A 24,576-nucleotide genomic window follows, 5' to 3' on the forward strand; every position below is an offset into this window, starting at 1 on the left:
AGACCACGATGACGAACACGAAACCGGTGTCGATGACCGAACTGTCGCGCTTCGGCACACCCTTGCGCTTCGACTACGAAGCCGACGACGGCCTCGTGCCGGTCGCGCCGCCTCGGCGGCCAGTGCCGCGACGGCGGCGGATGCTGGACCGAGTCGGCTACTACGAGCCACGCCCGGAGGGCAGCGCCTCGACGACACGCCAGGGCGAAGCGCTGAACCTGGCGATCTCGCGGATGCCGTCCGGGCATCGCGGCATCCTCCAGGGCATCGACGCCACCAACAACGCGCCCATCGCATTGGATCAGTTCACCGCCTACGGCGAGGACGTGTCCAACATCAACGTCACGATCCTCGGCGACGTCGGCAAGGCGAAATCATCGCTGGTCAAAACCGTGTACACCACCCGCACGCTGCCGCTGGGACGACAGGTCATCATCGTCGATAAGAAGCGCCAAAGCGGGCGCGGTGAGTATGCCGTCATCGCCGATCAAGTGGGCGCGCCCTCGATCCAATTCACCACCGGCGCCACTGGCGGGCCTCGGCTGAATCTGCTCGATCCGGCGATCTCGTTGCAAGGTGAGCACGCCAACGCCGAATACCGGCCTGAAGGACAAGCACAGCTGGTCTACGCCGTCCTGGAAGACACCCTCGGTCGCCCACTGCTGGAAACCGAGCGATCGGCGGTCGCCAACACCCTCAGCATCGTCACACGTGAACGACTCGACACCGGACACGAACCAGTGATCGGGGATGTCGCCCACCGGCTGCTCTACCCCGACCACCGTGACACCGAAGTGTTCGGCCCGCTCTATCGTGAAGAGGCGCTGCTGTGGGGCCGGGATGTCGCGCTGGCTTTGCGGCGATTGTCGGAAACCGACCTGCGTGGCCTCGTCGACGCACCGACCACCGATTCGGTGCGCGCTGCCCTCGAGCACCCCTTCGTCCACGTGGACGTCTCTCGCCTGCCCGACTCCGGGCCCGCGCTGCGGGTGGTGATGACCTTGGTCAACACATGGCTGTCCAACCGTCTGGCCGCTCGGTCCTCCGCTTTCCAGCAGACCGAGTTCGTGGTCGAGGAGGGCTGGCACCTGGCTGAAGGCTCGACCGGCCTGCACCTGCGGCGCAACATGAAGCTCTCCCGCGGCTTGGGCCTTTCGACCGTGTCGGCGTTTCACCACATCAGCGATTTCCCCGCCGACAGCCCGGCGCGGGCGCTGATGCAGGAGTCCTCGATCGTCTACATCTACGGCCAGGAACGCTACGACGACGCCGCGGCATGCGCGCAGATGTACCAGCTGCCCGCCGGGTCGATCGAAACGATCATGCAGCTCGGCCCCGGACAGTGCTTGCTCAAGATCGGCTCACGCGACCCGATCCTCATGCGGCACATCCGCAGTCCCCTCGAACGGATCCTCACCAACACCGATGCCGCGATCAAGGGCAGGGCCCGCGCATGACTTCCCAGAATGCACCGCAGCCGATGCTGCCCACCGGCTACAAGGTCACAGCCGGGCTCATCGCCGTCGCGCTCACGGCGCTGCTCGGCGGCGCCGGACTGTCGGGAGTGCTGGTCGGCAACGGATTCGCCGGTCCGCACCGGGGCTTGTTCGCCACACTGTCGGGCTGGCTGAGCCATCCCGGCGACCCCGCGGCGGCCTGGACAGGCGAACCCCGGCCAGGGCCTGCGTGGATGGTGTACACGCTGGTCTTCGCGATCGCCGCCGTCCTGCTGACCGGATGGTGGTTCGCCGCGGTTGAATGGCGCTCACGCCAGCTTCGCCAGGAAGCGCACACCCCCGGCCTGGCAACAACCCGCGACGTCGCCGGCGTGCTGGATGCCCGGGGCGCGACCGAGCATGCGAAGAAACTACGCGCCGCCAACGCGGCCGCGCCGACACCCCAGATCGACGCCGCCGAGCTGGTGACGCCGCTGGGAGACAACGACGCCGACGGTGAGCCGATCGCACTGCGCCCCAACGACTCGCTGCTGGTGTTCGGCGGGTCCGGGTCGGGCAAGACCTGGCGCACCGCGGTGCGCCAGATCCTGTTCGCACCCGGCGCGGTCGCGCTCACCACGACCAAGCCCGACATCCTGCGCGCGACCTGCCTCGCCCGGTCGAAGAAGGGTTTCATCGCGGTCTTCGATCCCGAGCAGATCGCCGAGGGCTGGCCCGATCGGCTGCGGTGGTCACCAATCGCGGGCTCCGAAGACCCTGACGCCGCCACGCGCCGCGCCGAAGGCCTCGTCGCCGCCCGGCCGATGGGCACCGGAAACTCCGAGGCGTCCGCCTTCTACGCCGGCCGGGCGACTGTGGTGATCCAGTGCTACCTGCACGCCGCCGCCCTCGACGGACGCCGCATGCCCGAGATCCGCCGCTGGTCGGCGCTGACCAACAACGGGGAGGTGCTGCGGATTCTGGAGAAGCACCGTCCCGACTGGGCTGGTGACTTCCGCCAAGCCACCGCATCCGGTGATCCGAAAACCGACGCCAACACCATGTCCACCGTCTCCGACATCCTCAAGCCACTCGCCTCCCCGAAGCTCATGGCGGCTGTCGATGTCGAGGCCAGCGAATCCTTCGATGTGGAGCAGTTCATCGGCGGCGCGAACACCCTCTACCTGCTCAGTGAGGGCGGAGCGAAGTCGATGGCGCCGTTCGTGTCCGCGCTCACCACCGAAGTGCACTACCGCGCCAAGCGACTGGCGTTGCGGCAGCGCGAGGGCAGGCTCGATCCCTACATGCGGATGGTGCTCGACGAAGTCGCCAACGTTGCCCCCATCCCGGGGTTGCCGGACATGTTGACCGACAGCGGCGGCCGGGGGATATCGATCATGGCATTCGCCCACGGCCGCAGTCAGCTGCGCAACCGATTCGGCGACGGCCAGGCTCGCCAGCTCGTCGAATCCGCCAGTGCCCTGCTGATCCTGCCGGGCCTGATGTCTCATGAACTGCTGGAGGAGATTTCGGCGCTGCTGGGCAACATCGAGGTGTCCCGGCAGATCCAGGTAGGACCGAATCAGTGGCGCGATGACCTGCGCGAACACCGGATTATGACCACCCAGGCGATCCGGATGATGCCCGACGGACAGGGTCTGTTGCTCTACCGCAACCAGCCCGGTGTGAAGCTGCGGGTGCGGGCCTGGTTCGAGGGCGACGAGCAGCAGGCCGCGCTGGTGCGAGCGTCGATGGATCACTACGACCGCATCATCGCCACAGGCACCATCCCCGAAGCCGAGCCAGCCCCTGTGATCGACCCGACCTCCGCGGTGGAGGCCACCTCATCGGCGGATTGGGTCATGGACTTCACCAAGGGATGGGGTAAGCGCAAATGACCGACACCACCACCGACCAGCGCACCGACTCCGACCCCGGCACAAGCCATCCCGGTCGCGCATGGACGCCGGATATCCAGCGGCTCGAACCGCTCGCCGACTTGCTCGACGACAGCGCGACCATCGGCGCTGCCGTCGAACCGGACCTGGTGTGGTCGTGGCGGCATATGCCCCGCCAGCGGGCGCTGGCCGCGTGGTTCGAGCTCATCGACTGGGTGGAATGGTGGCGCCGCCGCTACGTGATAGCCCAGATCACCGGCTGCTGGTACCGGCATCCACCGGTCGTGGAGCATCTGTGGGCGCTCATGGTCTCCCATCGCCGCGCCTACCGCCCCAAGACCGCCCCTGAGGACGTTCGCGACGACCCTATGGACTGGCACACCCAACGGATGTGGCCGTGCCTGCGGGCCATCGCCGACGCCGGATACCTCACCGGCTGCAACCCGAACGACTGCCGAGGCCACGAAACCCACACCACCGGCCTCTACCGCGACTCCACCCACGGCGGCGTCGAAGAGGCGATCGTCGCCGACCTCGCTGATCGAGTCGACGCGCCAGCCGACCAACCGACCATGAGCGCGGAGGACATGACGCGCGCCTTCCGCGTAGGCCTGGCCGAGCCGATCGACGCCAGCCGTCCCGACGACTCGTTGCGCTATGAGGGGTCGATCTGGGACTTCGACTCCACTGAACAGCTGTACCGGCGCCGCCCGGATTCCGAGAGCTGAGCATCCATGAGCCACCGGATCGTCGAGACCTCCGCGCACCCGCCCGCGCGGAGTCGCAGCGCTCAGATCCGGCGGAGGTGCCCGGGGAACTGCTTGCCCGCCCGGACCGTTCCCCGGGCACCGCATCCACACCCTCAACCCACCGGATCACGAACGGTTCACCCACCAGGGGGTTTCAATGGCCACGGCCACCTACAGCATGCTCGGCAGAACCGCCTCCAGCACCGATGCGGATTGGCAGCACCTGCTCGCCGAAGCCCGCCGCGCCGGCGTGCGCCCGCGCTGCATGTGCACCGCGAGCGGCGTCGAAATGTATGTGGCAACGGTCGGTGATCACCTCATCGTCAAACGGATGCCCAACTCCGGGGCCACGCACGCCCCGGCCTGCGACTCCTGGGAACCACCCGCCGAACTGACCGGCCTCGGTCAGGTCCTCGGGGCAGCCATCGAAGACGAGGGGGAGGAGACGAACCTGAAACTCGGATTCGCGCTCTCGCTCAACGGCTCCTCCCACATCCCGGCTGTCGGCGCCGAACCCACAGACTCCGTCGGCGCGGATCCAGCAAAACTGTCACTACGAGCAACCCTCCACTACTTGTGGGAGCAGGCCGAGTTCAATCGGTGGACACCCCGTATGGACGGCAAGCGCAGCTGGAGAGTCATACGCAGCTATCTGCTGGGGGCCGCGCAGAACAAGACGACCAAGGGCCAGCGGTTCGTCGAATCGCTGTATCTGCCCCATCCCTTCGACCCCGCCCGAAAGACCGAACTTGCCGCTCGCCGAACCCGGATTCTGGGCTCGGTCGCTGATTCCGGCGGCAGACGGCGTCGCCTGCTGCTGGTGATTGCCGAGGTCGCCTCCGTCACTGAAGGGCGGCTCGGGCACAAGATACTGCTCACCGAGGAACCCGACTGCCATTTCCTGCTGCCTGAGGACATGCACAAGCGGATGACCAAACGGTTCGCCACAGAGCTGGAGCTGTGGGCCGCCGATGAGCACACCCGCCTCATCGTCGCCGGAACCGTGCACGTCAACCGATCCGGCGTCCCGACCTGGCAGGAACTGACGCTGATGACGGTTACTGCGAACTGGATTCCCTACGAGTCGATGAGCGAGCAGGTACTGCTCAACCACCTCACCGAGCAGAAGCGCAGCTTCGTCAAGGGGCTGCGCTACAACCTGGCCAATTCCAAGGCCCTGGCCTCTGCGCTGCTCACCGACACTGCCGAAGCCACCGCGCTGTACCTGGCCGACAGCGACGCCTCCCGCCAAGCAGTCGATGACCTGGTCGCCGAGTCCGATCTGCCTCATTGGATCTGGGATGCGCGCACCGACCTGCCGGAACTGCCCACCCACGCCTGATCACGTCGTGGCTCGCCCCGGTATTGAACTCGAGGCCGCGCTCAAGCGGGGTTGCTGACGCCCTGAGCGAACTATGATCCCCGCGGTTCCCGCACCGCATGATTACCAGTCGTTGCTGTCGAACGACATCGGATCGCCACAGCTGGCGTGGATAGCGGCCATCGCGGCGCCCTCGGCTTTCGCCCTCACGGTTGTGCCGTCGAGCCAGTTGCGGGTGCGATCGAAGATGCCCTGCTCATTGCGCACCTGCGCGACGATGCTCTCGTACTCTTCGCGGGTGCGCGCCAGGCCATGTTTGCGAGCAGAGTTGCGGCTTCTAACTCGGGCCAGTCGCTGTGAGAGCCCCGAGGCGGCGCGCAGCCCAGCCAGTTCCGATAGCAGCTGTTCACGCTGGGCTGTCAATGCAGCGAGTTCCTTTCGGACCTGGCGTTGTTCATCGATCAGCTGCTCGGGTACCGGCTCACCGTCGTTGAGCAGGTAGCTGCGACGGCGGTCGAGGTCACTGCGGCGGCGTTTCAACTGTTCATCGTGTTCGGCCAGTTGAGGTGCCAGTTCGGCGATTTCGGTCACACGAGAGATGTACGCGCTGGTCACGACGAGCGGCCCCCTATCCCTGTCGGGTGTCTCCGGCCACATCAGTATGCGCCGCGCTGCCTGCCAGACGTAGCAACTGGATGCGACTTCGAGCATGAACTCATGCCACCGCAGGGTGCGGCCGTCAGATCGATGGGGCAAGCCGGTGTTCGACGGGTTCCCGTGATGCTGCTTGCCGCCACCGCTGCTGTTCGGCGGCCTGGCGGTTGTGTTCGGTGTGTTCGACCGAAGGGAGTGGTAGCTCGGTGTGCTCGGCCGCCGTGGCTGCGGCGGTGCGCAGTTCGGCTGCCTGCTGGGTGAGCTGGTCCCATTGCTGTGCCCAGGTTGCGCTGCCTGGACGATCACCGAGCAGGGTAGTGGCCTCAGTGATGTCGTGTTCCTGGCGATAGGCCGCGATCAGCGCTGCGGTGTTGATCCAATGCTCCTGAGCAATCGGTCGTTCCGGCAGTGGCCCGAGGTGGGCGGTCCAGTCTGGCTGTTCCTTGGCAGCGTGCTCGCCGAGACGCCGTAGCTCGACGCGACGCTTTGCGACGTCGCGGTCCTCGGCGGGGACGGCTGCCTCGATCTCCGCGTCGGGGTCTTTGAACAGAGCGACTGCACGGGATGCGGCGTGCTGGGCGGAGTCGCGGCGCTCGGTGAGGTCGTTTTCGATACGCCCGGCACCGTCCCAGGCTTTCCAGTGCCAATGCTCGCCGGTCCATTCGATACTCGCGCCTGGTTCCCCGGTATCGGGGTCGGCGCCGTAGCGGTAGCGGGAACCGTCCGGGGCTGAGGGTTGCCATGGGTCGTCACGGCGTCTGGCTTCCCGGTCGGCAGCGGCGTTCTTCCAGTCGCGGGCGTGGTCGTTCATCCATATCGGAACGAGCTCGGGCAGGGTTTCGCGGTCGACGCCGAGGTCGTCAGCGCGACCTTGGGTGGGGTTGAGATCCAACGTCCAGCCCGAGTATTGGCCCAAGCTCTGGCGGCGCTCGAAGTCGGCGGCACGGGCGGACAACGCGGCCGGTGAGTTCTCCTGCGCGCTGATGCGTGCCTTCATCTGCGCCAGCTCACGCTCTGCCTCCAGCAGCTCCTCGCCGCGGGTGAACTCTTGTGCAGGCTCGGAGCGCAACTGCTCGATGCGACGGCCGATTTCCTCGACATCCTCGGCGACCTGGTCGATGCTGCCGAGTGCGTCGTCGACCATGTTGCGGACGCGCCGGAGCAGGCCGTGGGCGCTTTTGCTCTGCGCCCTGGCGGCAGTGACCTCGGAGTCGGCCATCACCCGGGTGATGTTGCCGTCCATGGTGAGGGTCATCGCCTTGGTGGTGGGGGTGAGGGTGGCGCGGATCGGCACGCCCCCGACCTCGAACAAGGTGTAGGGTTCCGGCTCGGCCGGCGACGTGGAGCGGATGCGGGCGTTGGTGTCGACCAGGTCGTTCAGTGCGGCCTGGGTGGCTTCGGCGAGTGCTGTGGTGTCATCATCGTTGACGCTGCGGCCGCCGATCACTATCGCGCGCTTGTCGCGGTCGCTGGCGCGCCATTGACCCAGCGGCCCGGACATCTCTTGCAGCTCGGTCAGTTCCTGCCGTTTGATAGTCAATTTCTGCTCGAGCTTGCGCAGGGTGTGGGTTCGGGAGGCGGCCGACTGCGCGATCATCGTCTGTTCGGCGCGCATAGCCTTGACCTCTGCCTCTTTGTCCACGGCGGCGATGTAGACAGGGTCACCGGTCGCGGCCGCTTTGGTGTGGGCGGCCGAGACCGACATGTCGCCGCCGATGTCTTCGATCGCGGTAGGGCAGTCCGCGCTGCGCAGGTAGGTGTCGATGTGGGCTTTGCGTTCGATGATCTGCCAAGACGTGCCGTCATAGGACTTCACGGCGACGGGCTGGATGATTTCGATCTCTTCCATCCGGTTGCCCTGGCGGATGATCCGCCCTTCGCGCTGGGCAAGGTCGGAGGCCCGGTAGGGGACAGAGAGGTGGACCAGGCTCTTGGCGATCCGCTGGACGTTCATGCCCACACCCATCTTCTCGGTCGACCCGATCAAGACTCGCACCCGGCCGGCGCGGCAGTCGGCGAACAGCTGCTGCTTGGCTCGCGCGCTCGGGTAGTGGTGAATGAAGGCGATCTCCTCACGGGCCATGCCGCGGGCGACGAGTTCGTCGCGTAACCGGGTATAGAGGTTTCGGGTGCGGACGGTGTCGGTCGGCTTCGGTGTGCCGCGGTCGCAGAACACCAGCTGGAACACGCCGTAGGAATCGGGCCCGGCGGCGTCGGCGGGAGTAAACACGTGCGCGTTCTCGGTGTGGATACGCCACATGACATCGGCTGTGAGCGCGAGCCGGTTGTTCTCCGGATCCGGTTCGGGAAGGTTCGCCAGCGGCGGGTAGAGGCTGGCGTTCAGACCGTCGGAGCCGATCTTGAGCGCGTTGTCGATGTGCATCGTCTTGCCGCTGGTCCTGGCCATGCGCGCATCGAGGTCGTACATGAAATCGCGCACCTGCTGCGCGAGTTCGAACTCGATCAGCGTGCGTTTGTCGTCCTTGAGCCGGGGCAGCTTCGCGGGGATCTGGTCGCGGGTGACCACGTCGCGGAATTGATCGAGCATCGCCAGCAGCTGCGGCATGTTGTTGTACTCGGCCATTCGCGAGACCGCGCGCAGCTGGGAGCCAGTGATGTTCATCTCGACCGTGGTGCGTTGCTTGGCGAAAGTCTGCGCCCAGGCGTCGATGTGCATCATCCCGGCGGCTTCGAGCAGATCAGGGCGCAGGAAACGTTTCATGACCCACAACTCGGCCAGACTGTTGGACACCGGGGTGCCGGTGGCGAAGGACACCGCGCGGGCCGGGGCGTTCGGACGGCCGTCGGCGATGTTGCGGGCGGTCGCGCGTTCCCGCAGATACAGCGCCTTCATCTCCAGATCAGAAGCGCGCTGCGAGCCGTCGACCAGTGCCAGATCAGCGGAGTTGGAGCCGCGGGTCAGGTTCTTGTACAGGTGGGCTTCGTCGACGAAGATGAAGTCACAGCCGGACTGCTCGAAGGTAAGTCCGCCGTCGCGGTCTTTGCCCTCGACCAGCTTCGTGTGCTTTTTGCGTTCCCGTTCGATGGCCTTGGCCAATTGCTTGACGCTGTGGGACTTCTCGTCACCGCTGGCTTCCTTGGCCGCCTCGTGTGCGGCTTCTAGTGCCTCGATCTGGCGTTCGATGTAGGAGGCTTCCCACTCTGGGCTGACACCGATCAATCCGAATACGCTTTGCGGGACGATGACCATGTCCCAGTCCCCGAGGGCGGTCTGGGCCAGGAATCGTTGCCGTGCCGCCGGTCCGCTGAGGTCGGTGGCGACGAGGATGTTGGCGCTGGGGTAGGCGTCGAGCACTTCCCGATGCCATTGGTCGACAAGGAAATTCGGCACGACAACCCAGGGCTGGCGGATCTGGCCGAGGCGGCGCATCTCCATGCACGACATGGAGATGGTCAGCGTCTTGCCAGTGCCGACGCAGTGGTCGAGCAGGATCGTTTCCTCGTGCAGCTGCCGGACCGCGGCCTGCACCTGGTAGTCGTAGGGAACGTACTTCGGGTTCAGACCCGGGAATGTCTTGTGTTCGGTGGGGTAGCGCACTCGGTTGAACGAGTTCAACTTCTCGTTGAATCGCTGGGTAAGGCGTTCCGCGCGTTCGGCGTCGGACCACAGCCACCGGGTGAACTTCTCCTCGAGCTGAACAGCTTTGGCGCGCAGCAGTTCAGTGCGTTCGGGGTGAAATTTCGGCTTCGGGTTCACGAGGATTTCGGCGGCTGTTTTCGGTGATTCGACCGCCCGGTTGTTGGCGATCATCTCGAACAGCTCGACACCGGAGACGTCAGCGGATTCCAGACCCCAGTCGTCGCGGTAGCCAGTGTCGGGGGCGGCCCACTGCGGGAATCGTTTGGTCTCGAACTGCCACGAACCTGATATCTCCGAGAAGTCGACGGTGATCTGGTGGGGTTCGAGCTCGAATTCGTCGCGGAAGAACTCCCGGTAGGTGTCGGCGCCGAGCCATTCCGCGCCGGGACGGATACCGATCTTGGTCAGATCGACATCAGGTGGAATCGCTTCGGTCAGCGCCTCTACAGATGGCCCGTAGGTCTGGGGGTCGGCGGCGGCTGCGGCCTTGGCGCGTTCCAGCTTCTTTCGGACGTTGCCGGAGAGGAATCGTGCCGCCGAGACCCATTTCCCGGGAGTATCCAGGTCGGGGAAGATTTTGCCGCGGGCCTGCTCCAGGGCTTCGGGCACGCTGGTGCCGAGGAGTTCGGCGATGCGGCCCAGGTCGATGTCGCCGCGTTCGTCGAAGGTGATCGCGATCGCTTCATCGACGCTGTCGGCGTAGCTGGCCGGTTCGCGGAAGCGGGCAGCGTCCTCGGTAAAGATCGACGCTTTGCGGGCGGTGAGGGTGTCGTCGTCGTAGTGTTCGATCGCCCTCACCATGGCGATACGCGGATCCAGTTTGATCGCGCCCTCGAACTGCGAGCGCTTCTTGTACGGCTTCTGGTCCGGCTCGTAGGAGCGTTCGAGCAGTTCCTCGGCGATATGGTCGGGCAGCGGCCCACGGGCGGGGACCTTGATCGGCTTGCCGTCGTCGCCGATGACCGGTTCGCCGTACTCGTTGAGGCGGGGTTCGCCGTTGTCCAGGCGCCACTTCTGTTCCAGGCGAGCGAATTTCGCGCGAGCTTGCTCATCGTTGTTGCGTTCGCGGTGGCTGGTCCACTTGTAGCGATTGAGGTGCCCGTAGGCGGCGACGTACTCCTCATACTGCTCGTTGAGCCGGTCGCGCAGCTCCTGCCGCTCCTCGAAGGTGCTGGTCTCGGTGCGACTGGCCTCGCTCAACGCGAGCACGGTGTCGCCCATGGCGAGCAACCGTTGCCATTCCTTCGCGGCGGCGCGGCCGCGCACCGACACCGGCTCCCAGCCCGCGCCGACGGCGTACTGCTCGAAGCTCTCGGTGGCCTCGTCGTAGCGCAGCGTGCCCGGCATCGGGTTGGCGGTCAGCGCCTTGCCGGTGTCGATGCCTGCCACGACCACGCCGGGTTGCGGTGTCGTGGTCAGCGCGAGCCCGTCGGCGGCCGCACGCACCACGACGCGGTCGAGCACGGGCCGGATCTGGGCGGCCAACGGGACACTGGTGTCGGCGTGGACGATCAGGGTGTCCTGGCCGTACATGCCGGATCCGACGTCGATGCGGCCCAGGACGTGGTCGGGGTGCGCCTCGAAGTAGTCGTTGATGCGCACAGACCGGTCGCCGACGCGCATCTGGTGGGTGGAGTACCAGCGCTTGGTCTCCGCGCTCGGTTCGCGATCGGGTTCACGGCGGCGGAAGACCAGAAGATCGGTCACCACGTCGGTGGCGGCCTGGCGCGCGAATGCCTTGGACGGCAACCGAACCGCGCCGATCAGGTCGCCGAGTTCGGCGATTTCACGCCGCGGCGCCTCGCGGGCGGCGTCGCTGGTGAACGTGGAGGTAATGACCGCGACGTAGCCGCCGGGCTGGGTCATGGCCAGCGACTTCTTGATGAAGTGGTTGTGGACCGACAGCCCGTTGGGGTTGAACCGGTCGTCGTAGAGGCTGTAGTCGCCGAACGGCACGTTGCCGATCGCGGCGTCGTAGCGGTCCGTCGATGCGAAGTCGCGCTCGAACCCGTGGTTGCGGATCTGCTGGCTCGGGTAGAGGTAGTGCGCGATCGCGGCGGTCGTCGGATCGACCTCCACGCCGGTGACATGCACGCCGTCGGGGGCATGGCCGAGGAAATGGCCTGCACCGCATCCCGGTTCGAGCACGTTGGCGCCGGAGGGGAGGCCGGCGGCGACCATGGCCTGCCACATGACCTCGACCACGGCGGGGTCGGTGTAGTGGGCATTGACGGTGGATTGGCGTGCGGCGCGGAATTCGCGGTCGCCGAGCAGGCTTCGCAGTTGGTTGCGCTGTGCGTCGAATTCGGTCTTGGCGGTGTCGAACACCTGCCATGCGCCGCCCCAGCCGCTCCAGCGTGCGAGCACCTGTTGCTCGGCGGGGGTGGCGTATCGCTGCTCGTCATCAAGGCGCTGGACCAGCTTGATCGCCTCGATGTTGGCGTCGATGCGCGCCGCAGCCGAGGTCGGCACCAGCACGTCGGTGCCGAGGCGGAAGTCGACCGGCTCACCAGCCAGCGCCGCGGCGGGCGCGGCGGGGCCGGGCTCGTCGATGTCGACCTGCTCGGCAATATCCGGCAGCTCGACCGCGGCCTCTGCAGCGGCTTCGCTGTCAGTTCGGGGCTCACCCGGGGCGGTCGATGCGATCGTCGCGGCGTCGACCAGGACTTTGCTGCCGTCGGGGCGTTGCGCCTCGACGAGTGCGCGGCTGCCCCACTGCGACAGCGGAACGCTTTGTGTGTCCTGGGGAACCTGCGGAAGCGCCCCGGCATCCGGGGCGACCGACCCGGGCTCGAGTTCGGACGGCGCGATGTCCGCGCTGGCGGTGGTCTCGGGTTCGCTGGCCTCGATGCCCGGCGCGGGGGCGGCATCGACGGACGGGAGCGGTGCGAGCGCGTCGGCGGCGGGGAGTTCCGGCTCATGCTCGCTGGCGTGCGGCTCGGCTGCGGTGTCCACTGCCTGTGTCGGTTGGTCGACCGCGCTGGCAGTGGCTTCGGGCGCGTCGACCTCAGATAAAGGGTCCGGCCTGCTGCGTAGGTGGTCGGCGACGAGCAGACCGAACTGCGCCGTGGCGCGCAGTTCGGCGACCGCGGCCGCGGTCAGGTCGCTGTCGATGGCGACGCCGGCGAGTTTGCCGGTGATCAGCCCGGTGAACGTAGGGTCGTCGAGGAGTTCGCCGAGGTCACGCTTCCGGGCCACGGCCCGGACTTCCGGGTCGCGGGCTATCTCGCCGACGAGCCGTTCGCAGGTGGGTGCGCAGTAGCCGCCGCGGGCGGTGTCGTATCCGGCGGTGAAGTCGGCCAGGATGGTCTGCGCGATCTGGCTGTCGCGACTCAGTTCGCCGAGCGCGGCGACGACCTGCGGGTGCTCGCCGGGTTCGGCGTCCAGCAGCGGCGCCGACGGGTCGAAGGAGTCCCGGCCCAGCGCCCACCAGTCGGCAGTCGTCGCGGTGGTCGCGATGTCGATCGCGTCCTGGGTGAGGTTCTGCCGCTCGATCTCGGTCTGCGCGGGCAGGGGGCTCGCCTTTACGACGGCTTGTACCCGATCCGCGGGCAGTCCCAACGCGGCGGTGTCGGCGGCGATGCGCTCGCCGAGTTCCTGTGCTTCGGCTGACGCCGGACCGGGCGTCCCGCGCTCGTCCTGCCAGGTCTGCTCGGTGATCTGGTGCGCGAGCTGGGTGATCACTGCGGGATCGGCAAGCAGATCCCATGCCGCGATCTGCTCGGCCGAGTCCTCGGTGTGCTCGGCGAGATCACCCAGAGCCAGCGCGGTCAGATCGGAGGCTCGGGTGAACGCCGAGGTGTAGTACTGCTCGTAGGTGTTGGCGGGACTGGATGCGCTCAGCCGCAGGTCGGCATCACGAGTGACCGTCTCGGCGATCTGGCGTCGGACCTGCTCGGCGACCGACTCGGCGGGAGCCGCCTTGTCGGCAGTGGGTCCGTCGACAAGGCGGTCATCGCGGGTCTGGTCGGGTTGGGCCGGACCGCGCAGGGCGGGCTGTTTGCCGCCGAGGGCGGTCTTGATCGCGCGGGTCGCCTCGCGAGAGGTGAGCGATTCGTCGACGCCGGCGGGTTCGATGCCGCGCCGCGACAGCATCTCGGTCAGGAATTCCAGCTGTTCGCCGCTGGCGGGCTGGGGCGCGGTGATGCGCCGGCCGGCGCGCAGTGCCGCCTTGTGGTTGATGGTGGCGGGGTCGATACCCGCCTCGCGCAGGCGGGTATCCAAGCCACCGACAGCGGCCTGAGCTTCGCGGTAGTCGCTCAGCAGCCGCTCGCGGCGTGCTTCCAGCTTGGCGACCGATTGCCGTAGCCGGGCGTGCGTCCGGCGGTCGCGAGGATCGGCGGCGGCCAGACGTGCGCGGGCGTTGTCGAGCGATCGGCGGGTCGAAAGCCCCCGCTCACGAATGTTGTCGAAGTCCCGGCGCCGTTGCGCCCAGGAGTAGACGAGTTCTAGAACATCTTGTTGCGCTGGCGGTTCAGTTCGGCGTCGATCATCGACTCCAGCTCCTCGCGCAGCGGGTCGGCGCCAGTCGTCGGTGTCGGCAGATCGTCCTCCAAGCGCTGCTGCACCAGCGCCAGCGCCAGCTCCTGGAACTCCAGGCTGCCCGCGGTGCCCCACACCCGGTTCACGATCCGGGTCGCCAACTCGGTCGGCTCCACCATCGCCGTGCGCCACCGTTCGGGATCGCCAACGTCCTTGAGGCGCTGAGCCTGCAGGGCGCTGTCCTCCCCCAGCTCCTGCATCTCGTCCTCGGTCCGCTGCTGATCCTCCGCGCTCAGCTGCGGGTACAGCTCCGTCTCGAGCACCCTCGACCGCGCCGATCGCCAAGCCGTCTCGATCAGCGCCACCGTCGTCTGGTGATCCGGGTCCTGGCCCGGGTGCTCGGCCCGCCACTGCTGCATCAGGAACCCGTGCGGCGAGTCGCCCACGATCTCCTCGATCAGCTGCGTCAGCCGCGCCGCTTCCCGGTCGATCTGGGCCTCCCGCTCTACCTCCGGCAGGCTCGGGTCCATCCCGATCCACTCCCGCCAGATCCGCGACACCTCCGCCCGCACTGTCGGATCGATCGGGAACTGCTGCGGACTGGTCATCGTCGGATCCTTCCCCGAACGCGAAAAGCTCGAACTGCCCGTCGTCGGCGGACCGGCGACGGCGGGTTCGGCCGGTCGGCGCACCCTGCTGGTTCTCCCGGTTCTCGGGCGACTCAGCCATATTGTCCTCCCCTCGCACGGCCCGCCTCGACGCCCGCGCATCTTGTCGTCGCTATCGTTTTCCATGGCCGGAGCTCCCTTCTGCTGTGTTCCGGCTACCGGGCCTTGGCGGGTCTCACCACCCGCCAGGGCCCACTCTTCGTCTGGACACCCACCCCATGCGACCAGACGAAATTCCTTTCAGATTCCTATATTATTCCCATATATTTCCTCAATAGTGGTCTGGATTGCCGATGTCTGGAGATCGGACAGCCTCCTCGGGTAGGTAAGCCAGTCGCGACGGGGGAGGGCTCAGGCATTCCGGGAGGGAAAATGGCCGACTGCGCCGCAGAGCTATCGGCGCTCATCACGGCGTTACGCGCGTTCGACAAGTCCAGCGAGGCGGGCAAGGCCGTCCTCGCCGCCGGCAACGAGTTGCCGCCCGGCGATCTGGCCAGCCTTGAGGGTCCGTTCCGGACATGGCGGGCGCTGGTTGCGCAGACCTGCACTGCGGTCCGGGAGTTCTGCGATGCCTGCGGGCCGGACGGACCCGACCCGCATCTGTTCGATGGCGCGGCCGCACTGCGCGACCTCTGGGCGGTGGGGGTCGACACCCTCACGTTCGTCTTTCCTGATCGCCTCGCCCAGTGGGATCAGGCACGCGGCGCCGCCGTGGCCGGCGCTGACGGTAGCGGCAGCGCCGTTGATCCGGCGCTGCCGGTGATGGAAGCGTTGGCGCAGCTGGCTGACTACCTCGTCGACCGGTGGCAGATCAGACTCCGAAACTCCGACCAGCGCAGTCCTTGACCATCAACGCACCTCTACGGCACCGTCCGCGTTCCCCCTCTCAAGAGGTCGCGGCCGGATCGCATAGATGTGTTGCAGCGCAACGCGCTTCACCGAACTCGGCTCCAACCGAGCCCGACAAGACGCTGAAAGGAACAAGGTGACTCCCGCTGGAAGCGGGGGACTGATCAGTCGAGGCCTTGGGCCGCCTTCAGCCGTTCATCGAAGACAGCGATCGTATCATCGGTGAGGCGGCCGACAGGTCCGGACAGCCACGGCCGGTACACGGTGGTCACGCGGTCGGGACGGATCCAGCCTTGGACGGGGTCTCCGTCGGCGAGTGCGACGGCAACGAGCCGGTCGGGGTCGAAGCGTTCGATGGGCGCGACCGTGACCCAGTTCTCCCCTTTAGGCAGCAGATAGCCGGGGGTGACGATGACGCGGTAGGGGGTGCGTTCATCGTCGTCGCCGCGGCTGGGTCGTTCTCGGTCGAAGGTGTAGATGTCGCCTCGGTTCACGCGGCGTGACCGTGGTGGCCGTGCTCGTCGGCGTCGGCGGCCAGGTCGAGGGCGAGCTGTTCCTCGGCGCGGGCAAGATCGGCGGCAAGATCGCGCCGCCGGGGGCGGTTGGCGTCCTCCCACAGCGCGCCGATCTTGGCAGCCCGCACGAGGTAGGGCGCGAACTTCTCACCATTCTTCGCGGCCGCCGCCTCGAAGAAGGGCACGTCCGCGTCGGGCACGGTGATCGTTATCTTGGCCATGCGATACACCATACTCCTCACCGGGTGGGGGGCCAGGTGGCAAGACAGGTGGTAGGCACGGCGTCGGGGCTGTTGCAGGGCGGCGCCGCGCGACGCGGCGTATCTCACGATGAGGGGTGCGGGGCTCCCGCTGACGTGGTGTGCGATCGAATCTCAGCTTCGACGTATACCCGGTGCAGCTTGCTGCCACCGCGGTTGGGATAGGGCTCGGAAGCTTCGATCAGCTCGAACACATCGCCGAGCAGGGTTCTGGCCTCGCTGAGTTCGGCGAGCGTGCCGGTCAACCGGATTTTCACTGTGACCTCCGGCCGATGAGGGCTGCCAGCCAGCCGGGCAGCCACTCGATGGGCGCGTCGACCTCGATGACGTACTCGCGGCCGTCGACGATCGATCCGGGTCCGGCGAGGTAGCCGCCAAGGATGCGGCCGGGCCCGCGGATGTCGATTCCCGGGCCGAGCCGTGACGTTCCACCGGAGACCGAGGGCACGATCGGCTGCGCGGCACCCGAAACAGCAGGTGTCGGCCGCCGTGTGGGGTGCGGATTTCCAATGTCACCGGCCGTTCCTGACCCCACCGCTGGCATACCTCGGCGAACCGGGTGACACCGTCGACACCGGCGTTGGCCCCACCGGCGGTGTGGCGGTCCAGGTCGATCCCGACGATTCCGGAGGCGCGGCAGGCGACGCCGATGTTCGCCCCGGCGGGCCATCTGCTTCGAACGCGGTCGATGTCGCCGGTGAGGATGGTGTGCTGCCAGCCCTTCGGCGCGGCCTTCTGGCCGGGTGGGAGCGGGAACACAGCCAGCCCCCGTCGGAGAGCGGGGGTCGGATCGGGCAGGTTGGTCGTCGGCACGTCGGTCACTCCCAGCACTGGCAGTCGTAGCCGGTGCGGGTGTCGCCGCCGCATTCGTCTCTCGTCTCGCTCGTCGTCGGACATGAACTCCTCGTGCCGCCACCCGCTGCATCGGCCGTTGTAGCAGCCGCAGCCTGGGCATTCGGGGCACACCATCGCGAGCGTCCATCCGCAGGTGGCGCACAGGAGCTGGTTGGCTGGATCGTCGTAAATGGCTTCGGCCTCGGTGAAGCTGATCTCGTCTTCGGCTGCGATCTGCTGAATTGCGATTACGTCGTCGCGAGCCTTCTGGTACGGCATCTGGTACTCGTCGGAGCGTTTTCGGGCGGCTCGGGTCAGCGCCCTGGTGTCGCGTGGCATGGTCACTCGCTTCCCGGTGAGATGCGCCCACGTCGACCCCACCACAGCCCGGATGCACACCACTGCAAGGGAATTGGGACGCTGAGTCTGAGACGTCTTCATCCGTGGAGCACTCATACCCGACGTGGGCGGGTGAGTTCGGACCGGCTGGCGTCCAGCCGCAAGCAAGGATATCGATCTGCACCGACAATTCCCAGCACCTTGGTCCGCTGCCGAGCGGCGCCGGCGAGCAGGAGGTCGAGAAGCATCGGAACCCAGCGGTTCTCCGGCCGGGTCAGCGGTTGTTCAGATGTCGATCCCGCGGTGGTGATCGGGTGGATTGGGCTGGATCGGACGCCGCTGGGTGTCGTGCTCGCGTTCCTGTCGTCCTCGTTCGCTCTGGTGTTGGTGATCGCGTTGGTGGCGTTCGATGGCGCGGGTGCGTAGTTCAGCGGCGTGGGCGGTGAGCCGTTCCCATATTTCGGCTTGGTTCTCGTCGTCGGGGTGCTCGCCGAGCAGGCTGGTTTGGGTCGTGATGCTGAATTGTTCGCGCCAGGCCGCGACTTGTCCGGCGAGGTCTATCCATTCGGCGCGGGCGACGGCGCCGTGGGGGATGGGGCCCAGGTGCGCTGTCCAGTCGGGTTGGGTGTCGGTGGCTTGTTCGGCGAGTGCGGTGGTGCGGGCGGTGATGGCGCTGTATTGGCGGCGGGCGAGGTCGGCGATGGCAGTGGTGTTTTCAACCGGCGGGGGTGCGGGCAGCCAGGCGGGAGCGTGGTGGTCGCGTTGTCCCGACTCGATGTGTCCGTCGCGGTTCAGTGTCGCCAGGTAGATCGCGGCGGCTTGGTTCAGCGGTGTGTCGACGGTGATCTCGGGCTGGGTGAGGAGGTCGATGTGCGGGCGGGTGCTGATGGTGACCGACCGCGTCGGCTGGGCCGCCTCGGTATCGGTGAAAGTCTGTACGGGTGTGCGGGTGTCAGAGCCCAGAGGATCGGCTAAGTGGTTGGCGAGTTCCTGCCGGGCACGTTCGGCTTCGGCCCGCAACTGGTCGGCGTGCGCGCGGGCGGCGGCGGCTGTCTGCTCGGCGTTGTGGAGTCTGGCCTGGGTGGTCGCGGCTGCGGAGTCGGCGGCCGCTGCGTGGTACTGGTCGAGCATGGCGCTGAGCTGGTCGCGCTGGGGCGCGTCCTCGGGCAGGGCGGCGAGGTCGGCGGCGAGTTGGGTGAGGAATGGGTCTTTCTCGGCCCATGGGTTGGGTTCGGCGTTGCGCAGCCGCGCGTAGTCGGTTTCAGCATCGAGCGCCTGGGTTTCGGCGATCGTGGCGGCGAGTTCGGCGGCGTGGGCGGCTACTGCCCACGGCATAAGGGCGTCGGCGTGCGCGCGCACCATGCGGGCCACCGGCTCGTCGCCGATCGGTGGAGGATTCAGGCCGTTGTCGACTGCGCTTGCGACCTCGGCGAGGTGGCGGCGGGCTGCTTCGATGGTGGCGTCGGCGGTGCCGTTGTTGTCCAGTCCTGTCAGGTCGGTGCTGGACTGGGGCTGTCCGCGGCCGACCACGGTGGTGAGTGCGGCGTCGATCTCTTCGCGGGTCGGCTGGAATCTGGTGTCCACTTCGAGTGCGGCCGCGCCGCGGGTAAGGCCGGTTTGATCGACCAGTTCGTCGATTGCGATGGCGCGGGCGCGGGCGAGGTAGTGGTTGAGCGGGATCACTCGCTCGCGGGCAGCGACTAGGTCGGCGGTCGCGATCGCGGCCGCGTAGTCGCGGATGTAGCCGACGTCGCGGGAATCGGCGACGATCCGGCCGGCGGCGGCAGTGTCGAGTTCGCGTTGGGCTGCATCGACCTGGGTGCGCAGTTCGTCGGCCCAGCTGCGGGCGCTGTCGGCGACCAACTGAGCCTGCGCGATAGTGGCGTCGCGCTGCGCGACGGCGGTCTGTTCCATGGCCGTGCGGAGTTCATCGAGTGCGGCCGAAAGCTGGTCGCCCACGGTAGGGTCGGCTTCGCTTTCGATGAGTGCGAGCCATTGCTCGTCGATTGGTTCGGGATCGCTGCGCAGGGCGCGCTCGAGAGTGTCTTCGGCGGCTTCGGCGTCGCGCTCGGCTTCTTCCCACTCGGCACGGATACTGCGAAGTCTGCGCAGCGGTGCGGCGAGTTCGTCGCGGCGGGCGCGCACGTGGTCGAGTATCGGCTCGATGGCCAGGATGTGCGGTATGGCGGCATCCCATGCCGGGTTGTTCAGTAGTGCGACCTGCGTCCGTGCGGCTTCGAGTTCGGCGCGCAGTCGGCGCACCCGCTCGCCGCTGTCGAGTTCTGGATACGGCAGATCGGGTTGCGGTGCGGCGAGCCAGTCGTCATCGGCGAGGTCGAATTCGTCGGTCTCGTCGACCTCGGGCGGTTGCTGCTGGGCGGCGCGGGCACGCCAGTCCGGTGCGTCGTCGGGTAGCCCGAGCAGGCGGCGGCGCAGTTCGTCGGCGTAGTCGGCGACGCTGACATCCATGCCCGGGTACTCGGCGGGAATCGGGCGCAGACCGCGGGGCAGTGGGAGATCGTCGAGAGCGCGGAACTTCCCCGGCTGTGCCGACACGGCGAATACATCGGTGCCGGTATTGCTGGCGATGATGGACTGCGTGATCGCTGCCGTGTCGGTGTCGTCGGTGACGGCCAAGGTCGCGACGGTGGGGTTGTCAACGGAGACGTTGACCAGATTGCGGTGGATCCAGTCGTCGGCGCGGGCGCGGAGCAGCGCGGCGGCATCGCGCGCTGTCAGCAGGCTTTCTCCGTAGTCGCGGCCGCCGTTGCTGGTGATGTCGGCGACGAGTGCCGCGGTGTTGAGCCGGTGCGCATCGGCCAGTGCGATGGTGTCGAGCAGATCGCGGAAGCTGCGGCCGTGCTCCACGGTGCGCAACAGCGCGGCGGGCAGGGCACGATCCAGGAGGTATCGGGCGTGGTCGCGCACCAGCTCGGCCACGTAGCTCTCGTAGTCGCGGCGGATCTTCGCCCGCCGTGCGGCGGGGTCGACGGTGTCGTTGTAGCTGTCGAGTTCGGCCGCACGCTCGGTGGGGTTGGTCGGTGCCGGCGGGTGGCTGGCTGTGGGCGCAGTGGTGCCGCCGATCAGTCGCGTTCGCAGCTCCTCGGCGTAGTCGAGGAGTTCGGGATCCATCCCGGAGTGCCGGGGCGGCACCGGAGGCACACCGCTCACAAGGGCGTCACGCACAGCGTAGAAGCGTCCACCTCGCTCGGTCGTGGAGAGGCTTTCGCTGGTGGTGTTCGTCGCGGTGACGCTAGCGATGAGCGCGGACTGATCTAGCAACGGGTCGACGGCGAAGGTCTCCACCGCGGCCGTCGAGATCGGCGCAGCGAGCGGTTGGATTCGCTCGCGAATCCACCGGTCGGCGCGTGCGCGCAGGACCGCGGTGAGGTCCTTGGCTTCGGCCAGGCTTTCGCCGAGGTCGGCGTCGTCGTTGGTGGCGATGCTGGTCACCATGGCTTGGGTGTTGAGCCGGTGGTGGTCGGCGACGGCGATGGTGTCGATCAGCGTCTGGAGGTGGCTGCTGGTGCTGACTTCACGCCACAGTGCTGTGGGGAGTGCGCGCTCGAGCAGGGCATGGGCGCGCTGCTCGGCGAGCATCGCGGTGACGTCGTCGTAGATCGCGCGTGTTCGTTTCGGGTCGTTCATTCGCGCCTGCTCCCGGCGCATGACCTCGGTGGCGGTGAGGTTGTCGTCCTCGCAGGCCATGACGCGCATCCACAGTTCCAGCTCTGTGAGTTCGTCGCCTTCGTCATCGGGCTGGATCTCGATGGCGGGATCTGGGACGGCGTCGGTCGCCACATAGACACCGTTGTAGCGGCGGCCGCGGGTGAGTCCGACGTAGGCCAGTGCGCGCCCCAAGGTCTTGTTCAGCAACAGATATGCCCGCTCGACGGTCATGCCCTGGGCGCGGTGCACGGTGGTCGCGTAGCCGAGTTCGACGTCGGCTTTCACATACTCTGACGGCAGATGAACCTTGCCGCGGTGGCCCACGCCGACGGCGGTCAGGGAGCCGTCGCGGTGGACTTTCTTGATGGTCCAGAGATTGCCGTTGTCGACGGAGGCGCCGTTCTTCTTGCCTCCGGTGACGCGGAGTTTGTTGGTGTTACGCCGGGTGACGATGATATCGCCGACGTAGCCGCGGTGCCCGTCGGCGAGCCGGTGGGATGCCCCTTTGACCGCGACTTGGCCGGACAGGCCAAGCGCGGCCTGTGCTGCGCCGTTGAGTGCGGCGACATCGGCGAGAGTGGCCGCCATCATCAGGCTTCGAGTTCCTGTGGCCTGGTCACGCAGGTACTCGTGCAGGATCTTGCTGCGCAGATCATCGGTCATTCCCGACGTGATGCGCTCATGATCCTGATACCACTCGAACGCCTCGACGGGGTCGCCGTTGCGCACATTCAGGCTGGCCTTGTCCTCACCGGATGTGGTGAACCGCACCACGTCGGACAGGATCGGCGCCTTCGTCTCCTGGGCGATCAGGCGCATGAGTCCGCCGGATTCGACGGCGCTGAGCTGGTAGGGATCACCGATGCAACGCACGACGGCGCCGTGCTGATCGGCGATCTTTTGCAGCTGGTAGAGCTGTGCTGTGCTGGCCATCGCGGCTTCGTCGACCAGCATCATCGTTCCCGGTTGGATGCCCGGGTGGTTGCCGGTGCGCATCCGCACCAGCAGGCTGTCGATGGTTGTTGCGGGAATACCGATGTCGGCGGCAAGCACCTCGGCGGCCGACTTCTGCGGTGACAGTGCGATCACGTCGCGGCCGTCGTTGAGCCATGCTTTGACCACGGCTTCCATGGCCGTGGTCTTGCCCGCGCCGGCGGGCCCGACCGCGACATCGTGGCGCATTCCCGACATGCACAGATGACGCACGATGGCCTTCTGGCCGTCGTTGAGTCGGTAATCCGAGCCGTGTTTCTGCTGACCTGAGCGTTCGACCTCACCGATCGCGGCGTCGACCGCGGCGCGCGTGAGGATGTGTGCGGTGGGGGTGCGCGTGGCTTCGCGGACAAAGTCTTCGGCGTCGAGTACTGCCTGCGAGGTGTAGAGCACTGTGGTCATGTTCAGGGTGTTGTACTGCGACTCTCCGTTTCGCCGCTGAACGCGCTTGGGTGGCTCGTCCGGGTCGATCGTCATCAGGATCGAATGCCTGTCACGGACCGTGGCGACGACTTCCTCGGCCGCTGTTCGTAGACCGGAGTCATCACTGAAATCGCAACGTGCGAGGCGATCGTAGGTGGCTGCCCGGATGTGGGCTTCGTTCCAGGTCGCTCGCCGACGCGACACAGTTTCCAAGACCTGTCGTGACACTTCCTCCCGGTCGTAGACGCGGTCCTTGGCGTCCTGGGCGGCGCGGGCCACCTTGTCGAGCACGTTGTTGGTGCTGCGCGGATCCAGCAGTTGCGCCACCTCCCACCATGCGTCGTCACGCGCGGCACGAGAGGCGAACTCGAAGGGGACAAGTTGAGATTCGATGACGCGGCTTCGCTCGACCGGATCGGAGGCGATCGTGGCGAGCTTGCCTCCCAGCGCGACGCCCACGCTGATCGCGACCCGCTCGGGGTCGAAAGGTCGCGATGACGGATCGGTATGCCAGCGTCGCACTCGGTTGATGAACTCGGCGCCGCTGAGCCCGCTCAGCAGGCCGCGGGCGCGATCATTCCACTCGGTGATCATCTCCCTCAGCGACTTCGGTACCGGCTTCGCATTGCGGGTATCGAGGGTCGCTTGCTGAGCCAGCTTGTGCTGAATCCGCTTTGATGGATCGCGTCCGTGCTTGGCGCGGTAGTCGGCGGCCAGTTCCTCGGTGCGCCGCACGATGTCAGCGCGGCGGGAGAATTCCTCGCGCAGTTCGCGCGGGATGTCGGCGATTTCGAGTACTGGCTCCTTGCCGCGACCTCGGTCCTCGGCCACGAAGTCGAACCCGAGTCGGCGCTTCGCCAAGTCGACAGAGACCGCGTTGTACATGCAGCTCAGTGCGGTTGCTCCACCGAAGAGGCTGCGTGCATCCAGCGAGCTCCACTTCTTCTTCGGGTTGCCATTCTTGTCGAGTACCGGGTTGCCGTCCTTGTCCAGGACATCGGCAGAGGTTTTTGTACTGATGACGCAGTGCGTGTGGGGGTTGGGGTCTCCGGTGCGATTGTCGTAGTGCTCGAACATCGCGATTGTCAGGCCGTCGGCGTCGATCTGCTTCTCTCCGCCTTTGCCCCGGCGCGCGAGCGCGAAGTGATCCTCTGCCCATCCCAACGTGATCAGAACAGCGTCGCGGTGGCACTCGTAGAGAGCACGACGCAGTTTGTCATCACCCAAGCCCCATGCCACGCTCCAACTCTTCGGCGGGGTGAACACACAGTCGAAGCCGGCGACTGCGCGCTTGGTCTGCTTCTTCTCAGTGGCGAGGGCGTTGTTGATCTCCTCGGTGGTCGGCTTGCGTCCCAGTTTGCCGTGCAAGAATTCTCGTGCGGCATCGGTGCGAAGCATCATGCGCACATCGTGGTTCGGCCGTGCATGGTTCTCCTCGATCCACTGATCGAGGCGACGATCATAGATTTCGCTGATCGGAGTCTTCTTCGAGGTGAACTCCGAATACACGGCCCCGAGCTTCGCCGCCTCCACTGCCTCCTGCGCGGTCTTCCCCTGTGCCAGGGCTTCGGCGATTATCCGATCAGCGTCCGGGTGCAGGCCCTCTCCGAACAGTGCTTGCATCTGTCGCTCGGTGACTTCGCCGCTGATTCCGAGTTGTTCCGCGCCCTTCCCGAACCATTTCCCAGGAGGAGTGCCGTGCTCGGTGTAGTAGTCAGTGAGGTCACGTGCGCGATCGCGTTCGCGATCACCTGACGCAACTTGACGTGTCAAATACTCGTAGCCGTCGCCCGCGTGAAGCGCGTGCGGGCCTGACATCATGCGCCCGAGAATAGCGCGGATTTCGCGCACCTGAAATGAGCTGCACCCTGGGATTGTCGGTGGA

General features: G+C 66.8%; 13 protein-coding genes and 1 pseudogene. 5 read left to right on the forward strand and 9 right to left on the reverse strand.

What is annotated here, in order from left to right:
* Nucleotides 1-8 precede the first annotated feature (8 nt).
* From GVY64_RS29420 to GVY64_RS29435, 4 genes are all read left to right on the forward strand, one after another.
* Entirely contained in the window at nt 9-1,457 is a 1,449-nt protein-coding gene (locus GVY64_RS29420) for an ATP/GTP-binding protein (RefSeq protein ID WP_159848483.1), read from the forward strand.
* Nucleotides 1,454-3,334: a type IV secretory system conjugative DNA transfer family protein gene (locus GVY64_RS29425; RefSeq protein WP_159848485.1), complete on the forward strand. Its 1,881-nt coding sequence runs from the start codon at nt 1,454-1,456 to the stop codon at nt 3,332-3,334. Before GVY64_RS29420 ends, GVY64_RS29425 begins: the two co-directional genes overlap by 4 nt.
* On the forward strand, nt 3,331-4,062 hold the full coding sequence (locus tag GVY64_RS29430; protein WP_159848487.1) for a hypothetical protein: 732 nt from the start codon (nt 3,331-3,333) through the stop codon (nt 4,060-4,062). Before GVY64_RS29425 ends, GVY64_RS29430 begins: the two co-directional genes overlap by 4 nt.
* Nucleotides 4,063-4,240: 178 nt before the next feature.
* Nucleotides 4,241-5,425 carry a DUF1173 family protein gene (locus GVY64_RS29435; protein ID WP_159848489.1) on the forward strand — a complete coding sequence of 395 codons (1,185 nt, stop codon included), beginning with the start codon at nt 4,241-4,243 and terminating at the stop codon, nt 5,423-5,425.
* Between the two features lie 102 nt (nt 5,426-5,527).
* On the opposite strand, the gene GVY64_RS29440 is transcribed toward GVY64_RS29435, so the two are convergent.
* The 3 genes from GVY64_RS29440 to GVY64_RS29450 form a co-directional block, all read right to left on the reverse strand.
* Nucleotides 5,528-5,995 (reverse strand): hypothetical protein, encoded by a 468-nt coding sequence (locus tag GVY64_RS29440; protein WP_159848491.1) that lies wholly within the window; start codon nt 5,993-5,995, stop codon nt 5,528-5,530.
* 148 nt (nt 5,996-6,143) lie between these two features.
* On the reverse strand, nt 6,144-13,883 hold the full coding sequence (locus GVY64_RS29445; RefSeq protein ID WP_159848493.1) for a helicase: 7,740 nt from the start codon (nt 13,881-13,883) through the stop codon (nt 6,144-6,146).
* 224 nt (nt 13,884-14,107) lie between these two features.
* Nucleotides 14,108-14,749, reverse strand: a complete 642-nt coding sequence (locus GVY64_RS29450) for a hypothetical protein (RefSeq protein WP_159848495.1) — start codon at nt 14,747-14,749, stop codon at nt 14,108-14,110.
* Nucleotides 14,750-15,181: 432 nt separating this feature from the next.
* Between GVY64_RS29450 and GVY64_RS29455 the strand changes: the two genes are divergently transcribed.
* Nucleotides 15,182-15,655, forward strand: a complete 474-nt coding sequence (locus tag GVY64_RS29455; protein ID WP_159848497.1) for a hypothetical protein — start codon at nt 15,182-15,184, stop codon at nt 15,653-15,655.
* 167 nt (nt 15,656-15,822) lie between these two features.
* Here GVY64_RS29455 and GVY64_RS29460 read toward each other — a convergent pair whose 3' ends face one another.
* The 6 genes and pseudogenes from GVY64_RS29460 to mobF form a co-directional block, all read right to left on the reverse strand.
* On the reverse strand, nt 15,823-16,152 hold the full coding sequence (locus GVY64_RS29460) for a type II toxin-antitoxin system PemK/MazF family toxin (RefSeq protein ID WP_159848499.1): 330 nt from the start codon (nt 16,150-16,152) through the stop codon (nt 15,823-15,825).
* Nucleotides 16,149-16,394 (reverse strand): hypothetical protein, encoded by a 246-nt coding sequence (locus GVY64_RS29465; protein ID WP_159848501.1) that lies wholly within the window; start codon nt 16,392-16,394, stop codon nt 16,149-16,151. The genes GVY64_RS29460 and GVY64_RS29465 overlap by 4 nt, the downstream gene beginning before the upstream one ends.
* A gap of 104 nt (nt 16,395-16,498) precedes the next feature.
* On the reverse strand, nt 16,499-16,678 hold the full coding sequence (locus tag GVY64_RS38120; RefSeq protein WP_236567331.1) for a hypothetical protein: 180 nt from the start codon (nt 16,676-16,678) through the stop codon (nt 16,499-16,501).
* Nucleotides 16,679-16,686: 8 nt separating this feature from the next.
* The gene (locus GVY64_RS38125) at nt 16,687-16,881 is read right to left on the reverse strand and encodes a bifunctional DNA primase/polymerase (protein WP_236567332.1); all 195 of its coding nucleotides are present in this window, start codon (nt 16,879-16,881) and stop codon (nt 16,687-16,689) included.
* Nucleotides 16,882-16,931: 50 nt separating this feature from the next.
* Nucleotides 16,932-17,723, reverse strand: a pseudogene (locus GVY64_RS39230) (bifunctional DNA primase/polymerase); the annotation flags it as partial.
* 168 nt (nt 17,724-17,891) lie between these two features.
* Complete coding sequence (mobF, locus tag GVY64_RS29480) at nt 17,892-24,512, reverse strand: MobF family relaxase (protein WP_159848507.1); 6,621 nt, start codon at nt 24,510-24,512, stop codon at nt 17,892-17,894.
* Nucleotides 24,513-24,576 lie beyond the last annotated feature (64 nt).

The sequence above is a fragment of the Nocardia sp. CY41 genome (assembly GCF_009829325.1).
GTDB lineage: Bacteria > Actinomycetota > Actinomycetes > Mycobacteriales > Mycobacteriaceae > Nocardia.

Excerpts from the sequence above, each read along its gene's own strand:
- GVY64_RS29420 (WP_159848483.1), top strand. The coding sequence starts at position 9 with ATGACGAACACGAAACCGGTGTCGATGACCGAACTGTCGCGCTTCGGC.
- GVY64_RS29425 (WP_159848485.1), top strand. The coding sequence starts at position 1,454 with ATGACTTCCCAGAATGCACCGCAGCCGATGCTGCCCACCGGCTACAAG.
- GVY64_RS29430 (WP_159848487.1), top strand. The coding sequence starts at position 3,331 with ATGACCGACACCACCACCGACCAGCGCACCGACTCCGACCCCGGCACA.
- GVY64_RS29435 (WP_159848489.1), top strand. The coding sequence starts at position 4,241 with ATGGCCACGGCCACCTACAGCATGCTCGGCAGAACCGCCTCCAGCACC.
- GVY64_RS29450 (WP_159848495.1), bottom strand. The coding sequence starts at position 14,749 with ATGACCAGTCCGCAGCAGTTCCCGATCGATCCGACAGTGCGGGCGGAG.
- GVY64_RS29455 (WP_159848497.1), top strand. The coding sequence starts at position 15,182 with ATGGCCGACTGCGCCGCAGAGCTATCGGCGCTCATCACGGCGTTACGC.
- GVY64_RS29465 (WP_159848501.1), bottom strand. The coding sequence starts at position 16,394 with ATGGCCAAGATAACGATCACCGTGCCCGACGCGGACGTGCCCTTCTTC.
- mobF (WP_159848507.1), bottom strand. The coding sequence starts at position 24,512 with ATGATGTCAGGCCCGCACGCGCTTCACGCGGGCGACGGCTACGAGTAT.